We start from the raw sequence: 13,726 nt of genomic DNA, 5'->3' as shown, positions 1-13,726 counted from the left end.
CAGGGCAAGAACAAAAGGCCGGCGCCAACAAGCGCCGGCTTTTTTTTATTTTTTTTCGCGAATGATAAATAAACTCATTCCGGTTTTTCCCAGGTGCTGCGTCTTACTAGGGTATGCGGGCAAATCGGCTCGGGCAGGGCAGCCCAGGCGCCGGTTGTGTCCAGGAAAAATTTCGCTGTCGTCCAGCCGGATGACCGTGCCCGGGGAGGGGCCGGTCAGCCGCTAAACCGTGCTGGCGAACGGCAGGCCATTCGGCCCCCATGGACTTTTCACTTCTACCAATAATAGAGAGCACGATGTCGGCAATTCATGAGTTGAAACCGCTGTTCAAGGCACTTGTCATGTCTCGCGGCCTGCGTTCGCGCCGGGTGTTGTCGGGCCTGGGTCTGGTCGGTGCATTGTCCTTGAGCGCCCAGGTGATGGCGGAGGCCGTCAGCATCAACATCCCTGCACAGCCGCTGCCGCAGGCGCTGCAAGCGTTCGGCCAACAGACCAACCAGCAAGTGATCTACAACGCCGACGAATTGGCCGGCCTGAAAAGCAATCGCGTCAGCGGCAAGATGAGCCCGCAGGCCGCCATCACCGAGTTGCTCAAGGGCACCGGCGTGCGCCACAGCCTCGAGGGCAACACCTTGATGCTGGTGAAGGGTTCCGGCAGCGCGGGACTGGAGCTGGGCGCGACGACGATCAACGCCGAACAGTTGAATGCGACGACCGAAGGCAGCCACTCGTACACCAGCAATGCCGTGACGATCGGCAAGGGCACCCACACCCTCAAGGAAATTCCCCAGTCGATCACCGTGATGACGCGCAAGCAGATGGATGACCAGAACCTGGTCAACCTCAAGGACGCCGTCAACCAGACCACCGGCATCGTCGGCCTGCAGGGCGTCGGCCAGGGCATGATCCTGTCGTCGCGCGGTTTCCAGATCGACGACTGGCAGTACGACGGCGTGCCGATCCCGCGTAACACCTATTCGCTGGGCAACTGGGCGACCCAGGACCTGATTTTCTACGACCGCCTGGAAATCCTCCGTGGCGCCTCCGGCCTGCTGCAAGGCACCGGCAGCCCCGGCGGCGCCGTCAACCTGGTGCGCAAGCGTGGCCAGAGCGCACCGACCGTGACCCTGACCGGCAAGGCTGGCTCCTGGGATCACTACGGGCTGCAACTGGACGCTGGCGGCCCGCTGAACGACGCCGGCAATGTCCGTGGCCGCATCGTCCTCGACGAAGACCAGAGCAATTCCTTCGTTGACCATGCCTGGAGCAAGACCCATTCGCTGTACGGCGCGCTGGACGTTGACCTGAGCGAAGACACCACCCTGGGCTTGGCGGTCAGCCAATCCAATGGCGAGTCGCGCGGCAACATCCGTGGTTTGCCGCGCTACGCCGATGGCTCGATGCCGGACGTGTCGCGCTCCACCTACACTGGCGCGCGCTGGAACCGTTCTGAAATCGATGTCACCACCTACTATGCCGATCTGGAGCATCGCTTCAATGAGGACTGGGCCTTCAAGGTGGGGGGCGTGTACATGAGCGAGGATAACCAGGCGAAGAACCAGCGGGTCCAACGAGGCGGTGGTCTCTTGCCCGATGGCAGTGGCGTGCAATATGCCGACTTCCTGACCGACTTCCAGTCCACCAAGGCCGGTCTCGACATGAACCTGACCGGCAAGTTCGAAGCCTTGTCGATGGAACAGGAGGTCATGCTGGGGGGCAACTTCTCGCAATTGGAGACGGATGATAAATATGCCCGTACCTTCAACAACACCAGCGACTCGATCTTCGACATTGATAATGATCGCCCGGACATCAGCTACGACAGCTTGATCGCTGCGGGCGGCCTGGGCGTCCTCAGCAAATACGACGTGCGCCAGAAAGGCGTGTACGGCACCTGGCGCGTCAAGCCGGTAGACGACCTGACGCTGATCCTGGGTTCCCGGGTCAGCTGGTACGACTTCAGCTACAAGTCGAAAAATGAAAACGCAGCCGGAATTACACGCAACACGCCAAGCTACTCAACCGAAACCGGCGTGGTCACGCCCTATGCCGGTATCGTCTATGACCTGAGCCGCGAGTGGGCGGTGTACGCCAGCTATACCGATGTGTTCCAGCCGCAGACTAACGTTGATGCCAGCGGCTCCGTGCTTAAGCCCGTCGTCGGCACCAATTACGAGGTGGGTCTTAAAGGTGAGTTGATGGACGGTCGGGTCAATACTTCCCTGGCTGTCTTCCGCTACGATCATGAAAACCGTGCCGTCAATGACGGCGGTTCGGGGTGTGGTGGCTTCGGTTGCTCGACAGCCTCGGGCAAGGTGCGCAGTCAGGGCATCGAGGCTGAAATCAGCGGTGAAGTGGTAGACAACTTGCAGTTGTTCGCGGGCTATACCTACAACACGACCAAATACCTCGAAGATCCGACCAACGAAGGCAGCATCTTCAGTACCTGGACGCCGAAACATATGCTGCGCGTTTGGGGCAACTACCAGTTCACCGGCGACTGGAGCCGTGTCAGCACCGGCCTGGGCTTCACCACCCAAAGCCATACGCAGGTCTACGATCTCAACTATGACGTACCGGGCTACACCGTATGGAACGCCCGTGTCGGCTACAAGCTGACGTCAGAGATCGATCTGGCGCTCAATGCCAACAACCTGTTCGACAAGACCTACATCACGCCGGCCTACAACCAGCTCAATGGCAACAACAACTTTGGCGATCCGCGTAACTTGATGTTCACGGTGAAGTACACGCCGCAGTTCTGATCTCCTCCAAAACAAAAAAACGACCCGCCTAGTGCGGGTCTTTTTTTATGAGATCAACCTGGCTGAACACGCAAACCCGTGGCGGGGGAGCTTGCTCCCGCTGGGTTGCGAAGCGACCCCAGAGTTTCTGAGCTGAGAAGCGGCGTCTGCTGCGCAGCCGAGCGGGAGCAAGCTCCCTCGCCACGGGGGAGGGTGTTCCTACAAAAAATGTGGCGAGCCGGAAATTTCTGACAAGTCGTGTCGGTTGGTGGTTCGGAAGCGGTGAGGATAGGCTTTGTCCGTCGCTGCAAAATCAGCGACCGGGTTTGGTCACCTGTTCCAAGTCAGGCGCACATGCGCAACTCAGCATCTCGGCGCTTTTGTCGGTATGCTTTGCGGCGGGCTGTGCGCGGGGCACTCTCGAGTGCGCCGGGTACCTGACTTCCCGGTTGACCAACCTGCGTATAGCCCACCACCCTCGTTTGGTCACGAGGTGGGTGAGCTCACTATCAAGTCAGGAGTTTCAAGATGGTCAAGAACACCCCCAACCCCCCAAGAAAAGCCGAAGATCTTTCCGCCTACACCCGCCTCGACTCAGCAGAACGTCGCGAAGCGGCCGATCGAGCACTCGACATCCACTTATCGCCCAACAAGCCAGTCAAGCCCGACACCCAGGACGGCCAGATCTTTACCGTGGCCGAGGGGCTCAACACCGAATCCATACTGACCACCCTCAGCGAAACCCTGGCTTCAGCCAATGCCATGGCCAACGACCTGGCCTTCGACCTGGAAGGGTCGCGGCGGCATGTGGCGTTGGGGCTTCAGCAATTGATCGAGCTGGGAACGCTACTGGCCAATCGAGCACTGGATGACATCGAGCCGCCCCAGCCTCCACGCTAGCCGCAGCACCGTAGCCCCCGTGGCGAGGGAGCTTGCTCCCGCTGGGTTGCGCTGTAGGATCTGCCGAGCGAAGCAAGGCTGCGATCTTTTCACTGCCAATGCATTCTGGAGCGAAAGATCAAAGATCAAAGATCAAAGATCAAAAGATCGCAGGCTTCGCCAGCTCCTACAGAGCCGAGCGGGAGCAGGCTCGCTCCCACAGAGGTCATCATCAGCCGCTCAGGCTCCAGTCATCCCGCGCCGGGAACTTCGCCCGTTTGATCTTCTTCTACCTACAACAGGCGGCGCCAGCCGTCTTTTGCAAAGGAGTCGATCATGCAAGTTCAAGTCAACAGTAACCATATCGAAGGCAGCGCCCGTCTGCAGGAGTGGGTTGGCAGTACGGTGGTGGAGGCGCTGCAGCGTTTCGAAGACCAACTGGCCCGCATCGAAATCCACGTCAGCGACGAAAACGCCCAGAAGGGCGGCGCCGCCGACAAGCGCTGCCAGATCGAGGCGCGCATGCAAGGACTTTCGCCGATGTCGGTCAGCCACAAGGCCGAGAGCCTCGAACTGGCCGTGGAGGGCGCCGCCGAGAAGATGCTGCATGCGCTCGATCATCAGATCGGCAAGCTCAGCCCCGCCGTCGAGTCGATGGGACGTGTGACCGCACCCACCGATGAAGCGCCACCCGAAATGGTGGACGCGATGCTGGAGGAAGACTTCCTCGAAAACCAAGAGGCTCGTGGCAAAGAATAAGGAGGCGATCATGACCGCTCATCAACCCTTCAGCCGGCAAGTACTGGCCGAGCTCCTGGCGTTCGAGGAACAGCCGAGCCTTTCGCTGTACATGCCCACCCACCGCACATTCCCCGAGCGCAGCCAGGACCCGATCCGCTACAAGAACCTGGTGCGCGACCTGCAGACCCAACTGGAACAGCAACACCCGGACATGGACTGCGCGCCTTTGCTCGAGCCATTCCTGGCGCTGGTGGAGGACCAGGGTTTCTGGAATTCCAACCGCGACGGCATCGCAGTGTTTGGCGCCCGTGACTATTTCAAAGTCATCTCGGTGAGCCAGCGCGTGCCGCAATGCGCCTTCGCCAACAGCCATCCTTACCTCAAGCCGTTGTTGCGCCTGGTCCAGTCTACCGAGCGTTATCAAGCGCTGTGCCTGACCCGCAACGAGGTCTGGCTCTATGAAGGCTCCTCGGAACAGTTGGAAAAAATCGAACTGGCCGAACAGGTGCCGCGCAACCAGAACGAGGCGCTCGGTGACGAGCTGACGCCGGGTGACCAGCAGGGTTTTCCCAATGGTTTCAGCCGCAGCGGCGAACGCGGCGATGCGATGATGCATGAGGCCGCCGGCGGCGGTAAGCAGGACGAAATCAACCTGGACCGCGAACGGTTCTTCCGCGCCGTGGACAAAGCCATCCTGCAATACCATTCGCAACCGTCGGGCCTGCCGATGATTCTGGTGGCCCTGCCGGAAAACCAGGCGGTGTTCCGTGCCGTCAGTCACAACCCGAACGTACTGGCGCAGGGCATCGACGGTGATCCTTCGCGATTGAGTGTGGAGGAGTTGCGTGTCCACTGCTCGAAACTCATGGCCCACAGCCACGCTGACCGCGTTGTCGACAGCTTGAATCGTTATGGCGTCGCGGTGGGGCAGGGGCGCTCGCTGGACAAACTGGCGGAGATCGCCAAGGCCGCCTGGGAAGGCCGCGTCGCGCTGTTGCTGGTGGAGGCGGAGCGCCAGGTTCCTGGGCAGCTCGACCTGGACAAAGGCCGGCTGCTGATCGACGAGACGGGCGATGAGCAGGTACCCGATGTGCTTGATGAGTTGATCCTGGCCGTGACCCGCCAAGGCGGCGAAGTCGTAGTAGTGCCGCCCGAGCATGTCATGCCGACCGACACGGGAGCGGCGGCGGTGTGCCGGTTCTGACCTGCCCTGTGGGAGCTTGCTCGCGAAGGCGGACCGACCGTCAATAAAAGTTATTGACTGACACACCGCTTTCGCGAGCAGGCTCGCTCCCACACTTTTATTTTGGTGCCAGCCGGTCGGGCGGCGTTTGCTTCCTATTAATAGTAACCATTACTATTCACATCCCGTCCCCACAGCGCGCCGCGATGATCCCCAAGCTGCCCCGCAGACCCGGCTTTTTCGAGCATTACGAAGAGTTGATCGGCACCTGGACCCGTCGCCTGCGCAATCGCCAGCAGGCCGAGGACCTGGCCCACGACACCTTCGTGCGGGTGCTCGAATCCGATTCGGCGCAAGTGGAGCAGCCACGGGCCTACCTGCACCAGACGGCGCGCAACATTGCGGTGGACGGCTATCGGCGTGAAGATCGACGGGGCGCCCTGGAGGAAGTGGCGTTCGACACCCCATCGCTTGCGAGCGACCCGGAGCACTACATGCACGCGATCCAACTGGCGGACTCCATCGAGCAAGCACTGGCTGAACTGCCGGCCAACTGCCGCACGGTGTTCGTCTGGCAGAAGATCGAGGGCCTGACCCAGGCGGAAATCGCCGAACGCCTGGGGCTGTCAAAAAACATGGTGGAAAAGTATATGATCCGCACCCTGCGCCATCTGCGGGATCGCCTGGACGGGCCAGGACAATGACCCGTCGTCTTCTTCCACCTGAGCCACAGGACCCTTCCATGATGGATAGCCGTGAATGCCCGTGCGGGCAGAGCAGGGTTCGCGACGAGGCGGCGCAATGGTTCGTGCGTTTGCAAAACCCGGTGATGGGCGTCGAGGAGCGTCAGCGTTTCGATGCCTGGTTGAGCGAACATCCCAACCATCGCGACGAGATTCAACTGCTCCAAGGCATCTGGAGCGCGACGGATCTGCTGCCCAAGGAGCGTCTGCAAGCGTTGTGCGAACGCCCCGCCGAACGTGCGAAGCGCCGACCACTGCTGCGTTTTGCCGTGGCCGCGGGGTTGCTCGCGGTGACGGTCGGGTTGGGGCTGTTCAGTGGCCTGGACGCTGCGGGCGATTACAGCGGCGAATTTGCCACCGCGCTCGGTGAGCGTCGGCATGTCGCCTTGCCGGATGGTTCGGCGATCGACCTCAACAGCCGTAGCCACGTGCGTGTCCAGTTCGCCCATCACCAACGCCGGGTGGAACTGGTCGAGGGCGAGGCGCTGTTCAGCGTTGAGCATGACACGGGACGTCCGTTCACCGTGGACGCGGGCAACGGCCAGGTGACGGTTACCGGTACGCGCTTCGATGTGCGCCGTGATGCCGACGGTTCCCGGGTGGCGGTGGAGCAGGGCAGCGTCCGGGTCCAGGGTCGCGACATGCCCGTCAACCTCACGGCTGGCCTCGGCACCCGGATCGATGCCCGGGGCAAGGTCGCGGCGCCGTACGCGATCAATGCCGGTGAAGTCACCGCATGGCGCAACGGCAAACTGGTGTTCAACAATGCGCCGTTAAGTGAAGTGGCCGAGGAAGTGTCCCGTTATCGCGCCAAGCCCCTGCGGGTTGCCAGTGCATCGGTGGGCAACCTGCGCCTGACCAGCGTGTTTCGTTCGGACAATCCCGAGGCGCTGCTCAAGGCCTTGCCAAACATCCTGCCGGTGGCCGTGCGCACGCTGGATGACGGCAGCCAGGAAATAATTTCGAAATAGATTCAGGTTTTTTTCGAGTTCTTCGTCTTCTTGTCCAACTGCAACTGGTTTGCATTAACAGACGCGTATTCTTGCGATTCGACAGGACAAGGTTCGACGTGAAAACTTTCGCCAAAAACAACAAACGCCTTCCCGTACGCTGGCTGCCGCTGGCCCTGAGCCTGGCTGTCAGCGCCGGGTTGCCCCAGGCCTTTGCCGACCAGGTCGCCACAGCCATCCATATCCAGGCGCAACCCTTGGGCCAGGCGCTGAGCCAGCTGGGCCAGCAGACCTCGTTGCAAGTATTTTTCAGCCCGGAGCTGGTGGCCGGCAAGCAAGCCCCGGCGGTGGAAGGCACCTTGTCCCCGGAGGCGGCGCTCAGCCAACTGTTACGGGGCAGCGGCCTGCAATACCAGATCGATGAAGGCTCGGTGACCATTCTGCCGGCGCCCACGGCGGGCCCTTTGGAACTGGGCACCACCGACATCCAGGTGGTTGGCGACTGGCTCGGCGATGCCAATGCCGAAGTGGTGCAGAACCACGCCGGCGCGCGGACGGTGATCCGTCGCGAGGCGATGGTCGAGCAGGGCGCGATGAACGTTGGCGATGTGCTGCGTCGCGTGCCCGGTGTGCAAGTGCAGGACGCCAACGGCACGGGTGGCAGTGATATTTCCCTGAACGTCGGCGTGCGCGGCCTCACCTCGCGCCTGTCGCCACGCTCCACGGTGTTGATCGACGGCGTACCTGCGGCGTTCGCGCCCTACGGCCAACCGCAACTGTCCATGGCGCCGATTTCATCCGGCAACCTGGACAGCATCGACGTGGTGCGCGGCGCCGGGTCGGTGCGCTATGGGCCGCAGAACGTCGGCGGGGTGATCAATTTTGTCACCCGCGCCATTCCTGAAAAAGCCACCGGGGAAATCGGCAGCACCCTGGAAACATCCCAGCGCGGCGGCTGGAAGCACATCGACACGGCGTTTCTCGGCGGCACCGCTGACAACGGCCTGGGCGTGGCGCTGTTGTATTCCGGCGTCAACGGCAACGGTTTTCGCAAAAGCAATAACGGCAACGACATCGACGACGTCATTCTCAAGACCCATTGGGCGCCGACCGATGTCGATGACTTCTCGTTGAATTTCCATTACTACGACGCCAAGGCCGACATGCCTGGCGGCTTGACCCAGGCCCAGTACGACGCCGACCCGTACCAGTCCGACCGCGACTGGGACAGCTTCAGCGGCCGGCGCAAGGACGTGTCCTTCAAGTGGATTCGCGAGATCAGCGATCGCACCCAGGCCGAGGTGCTGACCTACTACTCCGACAGCTACCGTGGCAGCACAATCGCTAACCGGGACCAGCGCAACCTGGTGTCCTACCCGCGCACGTATTACACCTTCGGCATCGAGCCTCGGGTTTCCCATGTGTTTGATTTCGGGCCCACCACCCAGGAAGCCAGTGTCGGTTACCGCTACCTCAAGGAAGGCATGCACGAAGAGGCCAGCCGCCTGGCGCTGCGCAACAACGAGCCGGTGGTGCGGCCGGGTTCCGATGGCCACGTCTACCAGGACCGCACCGGTGGCACCGAAGCCCACGCGGTCTACATCGATGACAAGATCGACGTCGGCAAATGGACCATCACCCCAGGCATCCGATTCGAACGCATCAGCACCGAATGGCACGACCGCCCGGTGCTCGACACCGCTGGCAATCCCGTGCAGGAAAAGCGCCGCAGCATCGACAGCAACGAACCGCTGCCGGCCTTGAGCGTGATGTATCACCTGTCCGATGCCTGGAAGCTGTTCGCCAACTACGAAACCTCGTTTGGCAGCCTGCAGTATTTCCAATTGGGCCAGGGTGGTGAGGGCAACAACACCGCCAATGGCCTGAGCCCGGAAAAGGCCAAGACCTACGAAATCGGCACGCGCTACAACGATGACGTGTGGGGCGGCGAGGTGACGCTGTTCTACATCGATTTCGATGACGAATTGCAGTACATCAGCAACGACGTCGGCTGGACCAACATGGGCGCCACCAAGCACCAGGGCCTGGAGGCTTCGGTGCACTACGACATGGCCGCGCTCGACCCGCGCCTCGAGGGCCTGACCGCCAGTGCTGGTTTTACCTACACCCGCGCGACTTATGAAGGGGATATCCCAAGCTTCAAGGGCCGCGACCTGCCGTTCTACTCTCGCCAGGTGGCCACCGTTGGCCTGCGCTACGACGTCAATCGCTGGACCTACAACCTCGACGGCTTCGCCCAGTCCAAGCAGCGTTCACCGGGCAACAGTGTCAATCCTGACGGCAGCTTCAGCGACAACTACATCACCGACGGTAACGCCGATGGTCGGTATGGCGACATGCCTGGCTACATGCTCTGGAACGTAAGGGCCGGTTACGACTTCGGCGAGCAATTGTCGAACCTGAAAGTCGGCGCCGGGGTCAAGAACCTGTTCGATCACCAGTACTACACCCGTTCCAGCGACAACAACTCGGGCATCTACGTCGGCGCGCCGCGTACGTTCTTCGTGCAGGCGAGCGTGGGGTTTTGATCCAGCTCCAAGGTTGAGGCGTACCCCTGTGGCGAGGGAGCTTGCTCCCGCTGGGCCGCGAAGCGGCCCTAAAACCTGCTGGACGCGGAGCTTCAGGCACACCGCATACATCGGTTTACGACTGCTTCGCAGCCGAGCGGGAGCAAGCTCCCTCGCCACGGGGAAATCTGCAAGACCTCAGACCTTCAACACCTTCCCACTGGCCGCCACCGCCACCAACGACAGTGCAATCAACCCGAACGCAATACCCAGGCTACTGCCATGGGCAACAAACCCGATCAATGCCGGCCCCGCGAGGATGCCGGCATAGCCGATGGTGGTGATGGCCGGCACGGCGATGGCTTCGGGCATCAATGTCTGTTTGCCGACGGCGGTGTACAGCACGGGCACGATGTTCGAACACCCGGCGCCGACCAATGCATAACCCAGCAGCGCCGCTTGCCACATCGGTGCGACGGTGGCGATCAGGAAACCCGCCGCCGCGATCGACCCGCCGTAGATGATCACGCGCTTGGCGCCCAGGCGATGCACCACCGAATCGCCGGTCAGCCGGCCGACGGTCATGGTCAAGGCAAACGCGGCATAACCCAACCCGGCATAGGCGGTATCCACCGCGCGCTCGCTAGCCAGGAATACGGCGCTCCAGTCCAGCACCGCGCCTTCGGCCAGGAATACGATGAAGCACAGGATGCCGATAAACAGCACCACGCCGTGGGGAATGGCAAACGCCGGACCTGAACTTTCACTGCCGTAGGGCAGCAGGTGCGGCGCCGCCTTGAACAGCGCCACCAACAGCACGGCATTGACCGCCAGCGTCGCCACCAGCGGTGAAAGCCCCAGGCCGAGCAGCGCACTGACGCCGGCCGCGCCGATGATCCCGCCGAGGCTGAACATGCCGTGGAAACCCGACATCATGGTCTTGCCGCTGGCGCGCTCGACGATGACCGCTTGCAGGTTCACGGTGGAGTCCACGGTGCCGAGCCCGGCGCCGAACAAAAACAACGCCGCCACCAGCCATGGCAGGGAACTCATCGTTGCCAACAGCGGCAATGCCAGGCAGACCAAAAGCGTGCCGCCACAGAGCACCCGACGGCAGCCGAACCGTGCCGCCAGGGCGCCGGAAATCGGCATCGCCAGGATCGACCCGACCCCAAGGCACAGCAACAGCAACCCCAGGGTGCCTTCGTCCAGGTTCGCCCGCACCTTGGCGTAAGGCACCAGCGGCGCCCAGGCGGCGATGCCGATCCCGGCGATGAGGTAGGCGATGCGGGTGGACATCTGTTCCAGGCGGCCTGGAGCAAACGTGGGTGGAGGGGGAATCGCGGTCATGAAACGTCCTTGGCTTTCGTGCGGTACGGTGTTGCGAGCAGGCGCCTATGCTTGCATATCCACTGACCTCACTGCGACCTCAAGGTGCCGACGCGAATGCCAGGGTGTCCGGCAAGCTTTGCCCTCGTAGTCTTCGCCGGCATACAGTAACGGCCCTTGTTGATCGATCCGGGTTTGTCCATGGCACAGTTCTACGATGCACGCGGCAATATCTATGGCGTCGTTTCGCCACGGCAAGTCCGTGCCCTGGGGATCGACCTGCCATCGTCTGCTGCCCAGGCTGCGCAAACCCGAGAAACCTGGAGCGCTGCCGCTGTGCAGGCTTTTTGTGCATGGGCGCCGGGCGAAGCGCCGCCGGATGCCAAGGCCCATCGCAGTGACGGCCTGCTGATCGGCCCGTTTCAGGACGCACCGCCGTTTGACGTGTTGATCGTCAATACCGACGGGACGCTTGCCGAGCGTAGCGGCAATGGCTTGACGATTTTTTCCATGGCCTTGCAGGAGCGAGGTTTGCTGGTGGGCGACGGTGAATGTCTGCTGCAGGTTCATCACGACAAAACTGAAGGCGTCTCACCGGTGCAGACCTCGGTTCGCACTGCTGAATTCGAAGGTGTCCAGGGTTTTTGGTTGGACCTGGGCGCGCCGCTGTTCGGACCACGGGCCGTGGCCGCCCATGGTGTCGAAAACGTGATGTTCGGCCCGTGCGAAGTGAGCCGTGTTCCAGCGCTTCACGCCTTGAACACGGCGTGGGGCTACAGCCAGTTCGTGCGCATCGGCAATCCTCACTGTGTGACTTTGCTCGATGATGCGGCGGCGTTGCCCAGCCTTGCGCAGATGCGCGCGCGGGCCCTGTCGCGGGTCCTGACCGACATTGCCTATGCGGCGCCGGGCGGGGCGGGAGTTCCTTGTCTGGCAGGGATCAATCTGCAATGGGCGCGGCTCGAAGCCGAAGGACAAATCGCCGCCCGGGTGTTCGAGCGGGGCGAAGGCCCTACCGCGTCGTCGGGCACCAGCGCCAGCGCCGTGGCCAGTGCCGCGTGGCGGGTGGGTTGGGTGAAGGCCGGGGTGGTCAGGGTCGTGATGCCGGGCGGGACTGCGCCGATTCTGCTGGAAGAAGAGGCGGGGGAGCTGGTGCGGGTCAGATTGTTTGGTGCGGCGCGGCCAATGACCCCATCGCGAGCAAGCTCGCTCCCACAGTAGATATTCGGCGGGCGCAAAATCAGTGCACGACTGAGGTCCCCTGTGGGAGCGAGCTTGCTCGCGATAGCGCCCGGTCGGTCACATCGCTGTCAACGGACAGACCGCTATCGTCGGATCGCCGCCCGGAGCAAGCTCGCTCCTGCAGGTATTGGTGATTTCAGTCCAGCTGCGGCCCGAACTCCACCACCGGCATCTGCCGCTTCATCAATACTTCACCGTTGCGAATCGAGTAGAGCGGCAGGCCCTGGCTGCGGATCACTTCGTAGTCGCTGTCGGCCGAGAGGACCAGCAGGTTCGCCGGACGGCCAGGCTCCAGCCCGTAGCGCTCGCCCAGGTTCATGGCCTTGGCGCTGTTGTCGGTGACCAGGTCCAGGGCACTTTGCAGGTTGCGGTAGCCGAGCATGTGGCAGATATGCAGCCCGGCTTCGAGCACCCGCAGGATGTTGCCGTTGCCCAGCGGGTACCACGGATCGACGATGGAGTCCTGGCCGAAGCACACGTTCATCCCGGCTTCGAGCAGTTCATTGACCCGCGTGACGCCGCGGCGCTTGGGAAAACTGTCGAAGCGTCCCTGCAGGTGAATGCTTTCGGTCGGGCAGGAGACGAAGCTGATGCCCGAGTGCCCGAGCAGGCGGAACAACTTGGCGCAGTAGGCGTTGTCGTAGGAGCCCATGGCGGTGGTGTGGCTGGCGGTGACGCGGGCGCCCATGTCGCGGCTGCGGGCTTCTTCGGCGAGCACTTCGAGAAAGCGCGAGTGCGGGTCGTCGGTTTCGTCGCAATGCACGTCCACCAGGCAACCGGTGCGTTCGGCCAGGTCCATGAGGAATTTCACCGAGCTGACGCCCTGGTCGCGGGTGTACTCGAAATGTGGAATGCCGCCCACCACGTCGGCGCCCATGCGGATCGCTTCTTCCATCAGCTCGCGGCCGTTGCGGTAGGACTCGATGCCTTCCTGGGGAAACGCGACGATCTGCATGTCCACCAGATGACGGCTCTCTTCGCGTACTTCGAGCATTGCCTTGAGGGCGGTGAGTGTGGGATCGGTCACGTCGACGTGGGTGCGCACATGTTGGATGCCATGGGCAGCGAGGGCCTGGAGGGTTTTCCGGGCGCGGGTCTTGGTGTCCTCGTGGGTGATGGTGGCCTTGCGTTCGCCCCAGCACTCGATGCCCTCGAACAACGTGCCACTCATGTTCCAGCGCGGTTCGCCAGCGGTCAGCGTGGCGTCCAGGTGAATGTGCGGCTCGACGAAGGGCGGCACGACCAGGTTGCCGCCGGCGTCGATGTCTTCGGCCCCCAGGCTGGGGGCCTCGGTCTGCCGGGCGATACTGGCGATCAGGCCGTTTTCCAGGTGCAGTTCATGCAAGCCTTCACGATTGCGCAGGCGGGCGTTGATGATGTGCATCGG

10 protein-coding genes are annotated in these 13,726 nt (G+C 62.3%); 8 read left to right on the top strand and 2 right to left on the bottom strand.

From position 1 onward, the window contains the following. Positions 1–296: 296 nt before the first annotated feature. The 7 genes from Q7C33_RS11120 (at position 297) to Q7C33_RS11090 (ending at position 9,789) form a co-directional block, all read left to right on the top strand. Positions 297–2,765 (top strand): TonB-dependent siderophore receptor, encoded by a 2,469-nt coding sequence (locus Q7C33_RS11120; protein ID WP_407683390.1) that lies wholly within the window; start codon positions 297–299, stop codon positions 2,763–2,765. Between the two features lie 507 nt (positions 2,766–3,272). After that, positions 3,273–3,644, top strand: coding sequence for a DUF6124 family protein (locus Q7C33_RS11115; protein ID WP_217859988.1), 372 nt, complete (start codon positions 3,273–3,275; stop codon positions 3,642–3,644). A gap of 315 nt (positions 3,645–3,959) precedes the next feature. After that, positions 3,960–4,382, top strand: a complete 423-nt coding sequence (locus Q7C33_RS11110; protein WP_323155700.1) for an HPF/RaiA family ribosome-associated protein — start codon at positions 3,960–3,962, stop codon at positions 4,380–4,382. Positions 4,383–4,392: 10 nt separating this feature from the next. Next, the gene (locus Q7C33_RS11105; protein WP_407683389.1) at positions 4,393–5,568 is read left to right on the top strand and encodes a baeRF3 domain-containing protein; all 1,176 of its coding nucleotides are present in this window, start codon (positions 4,393–4,395) and stop codon (positions 5,566–5,568) included. A 185-nt stretch (positions 5,569–5,753) separates the two neighbouring features. Next, positions 5,754–6,251, top strand: coding sequence for a sigma-70 family RNA polymerase sigma factor (locus Q7C33_RS11100; RefSeq protein WP_198795917.1), 498 nt, complete (start codon positions 5,754–5,756; stop codon positions 6,249–6,251). 38 nt (positions 6,252–6,289) lie between these two features. Beyond that, positions 6,290–7,261 (top strand): FecR family protein, encoded by a 972-nt coding sequence (locus tag Q7C33_RS11095; RefSeq protein ID WP_030142059.1) that lies wholly within the window; start codon positions 6,290–6,292, stop codon positions 7,259–7,261. 98 nt (positions 7,262–7,359) lie between these two features. Continuing rightward, complete coding sequence (locus Q7C33_RS11090; protein ID WP_407683388.1) at positions 7,360–9,789, top strand: TonB-dependent siderophore receptor; 2,430 nt, start codon at positions 7,360–7,362, stop codon at positions 9,787–9,789. Between the two features lie 177 nt (positions 9,790–9,966). On the opposite strand, the gene Q7C33_RS11085 is transcribed toward Q7C33_RS11090, so the two are convergent. Further along, entirely contained in the window at positions 9,967–11,118 is a 1,152-nt protein-coding gene (locus tag Q7C33_RS11085; protein WP_407683387.1) for an MFS transporter, read from the bottom strand. Between the two features lie 180 nt (positions 11,119–11,298). Here Q7C33_RS11085 and Q7C33_RS11080 point away from each other — a divergent pair, with 180 nt between their 5' ends. Further along, the gene (locus Q7C33_RS11080; RefSeq protein WP_407683386.1) at positions 11,299–12,318 is read left to right on the top strand and encodes a diaminopimelate epimerase; all 1,020 of its coding nucleotides are present in this window, start codon (positions 11,299–11,301) and stop codon (positions 12,316–12,318) included. Positions 12,319–12,475: 157 nt separating this feature from the next. On the opposite strand, the gene codA is transcribed toward Q7C33_RS11080, so the two are convergent. Next, entirely contained in the window at positions 12,476–13,723 is a 1,248-nt protein-coding gene (gene codA / locus Q7C33_RS11075; protein ID WP_407683385.1) for a cytosine deaminase, read from the bottom strand. Positions 13,724–13,726: the final 3 nt, after the last annotated feature.

The sequence above is a fragment of the Pseudomonas sp. BP11-1-1 genome, from assembly GCF_052112105.1.
GTDB classification, from domain to species: Bacteria; Pseudomonadota; Gammaproteobacteria; order Pseudomonadales; family Pseudomonadaceae; genus Aquipseudomonas; species Aquipseudomonas alvandae.
Note: the sequence above shows the minus strand (reverse complement) of the source record. Positions and strands in the feature narration are given on the sequence as shown.

Bases quoted from the DNA above. Each gene is read 5' to 3' on its own strand.
- Q7C33_RS11095 (WP_030142059.1), top strand. From the start codon at position 6,290: ATGATGGATAGCCGTGAATGCCCGTGCGGGCAGAGCAGGGTTCGCGAC.
- Q7C33_RS11085 (WP_407683387.1), bottom strand. From the start codon at position 11,118: ATGACCGCGATTCCCCCTCCACCCACGTTTGCTCCAGGCCGCCTGGAA.
- Q7C33_RS11100 (WP_198795917.1), top strand. From the start codon at position 5,754: ATGATCCCCAAGCTGCCCCGCAGACCCGGCTTTTTCGAGCATTACGAA.
- Q7C33_RS11080 (WP_407683386.1), top strand. From the start codon at position 11,299: ATGGCACAGTTCTACGATGCACGCGGCAATATCTATGGCGTCGTTTCG.
- codA (WP_407683385.1), bottom strand. From the start codon at position 13,723: ATGCACATCATCAACGCCCGCCTGCGCAATCGTGAAGGCTTGCATGAA.
- Q7C33_RS11120 (WP_407683390.1), top strand. From the start codon at position 297: ATGTCGGCAATTCATGAGTTGAAACCGCTGTTCAAGGCACTTGTCATG.
- Q7C33_RS11110 (WP_323155700.1), top strand. From the start codon at position 3,960: ATGCAAGTTCAAGTCAACAGTAACCATATCGAAGGCAGCGCCCGTCTG.
- Q7C33_RS11105 (WP_407683389.1), top strand. From the start codon at position 4,393: ATGACCGCTCATCAACCCTTCAGCCGGCAAGTACTGGCCGAGCTCCTG.
- Q7C33_RS11115 (WP_217859988.1), top strand. From the start codon at position 3,273: ATGGTCAAGAACACCCCCAACCCCCCAAGAAAAGCCGAAGATCTTTCC.